The sequence below is a fragment of the Variovorax sp. Soil_C_17 genome (assembly GCF_057657265.1).
Genome location: NZ_JBDGIT010000070.1, coordinates 1 through 251 on the forward strand (window position 1 = coordinate 1; position 251 = coordinate 251).

Annotated in this window: 1 protein-coding gene; it reads right to left on the reverse strand. The window is 71.7% G+C overall.

Annotation, left to right across the window (positions count from 1 at the left end; all coding sequences use genetic code 11):
* On the reverse strand, nt 1-251 hold a 251-nt coding region (locus tag AC3A6Y_RS35075; protein WP_487872800.1), incomplete at both ends, for an autotransporter domain-containing protein.

Consider the following 251-nt stretch of genomic DNA (forward strand, 5'->3'; position numbering starts at 1 on the left):
GGTGCGCAGGGTGGTCTGCGGCTTGACCTCGTAGCGGTGGCGCCCGGCCTGCAGCACGGCATCGGCGTAGAAGCCGCTGTCGTTGCTGTAGGTGGCATAGCCGCCCAGGTACTGGCTGCGCAGGTCGTTGCTGCCGACGGCCAGGTTGGCGACGCCGCGGGCGAAGCCCCTGACTTGCATATCGCCGTCGAGCTGGCCGGCGTAGAGGCCGGCGCGCCAGTGGGGGGCGGTCCACAGGTCGGTGCCGGCCT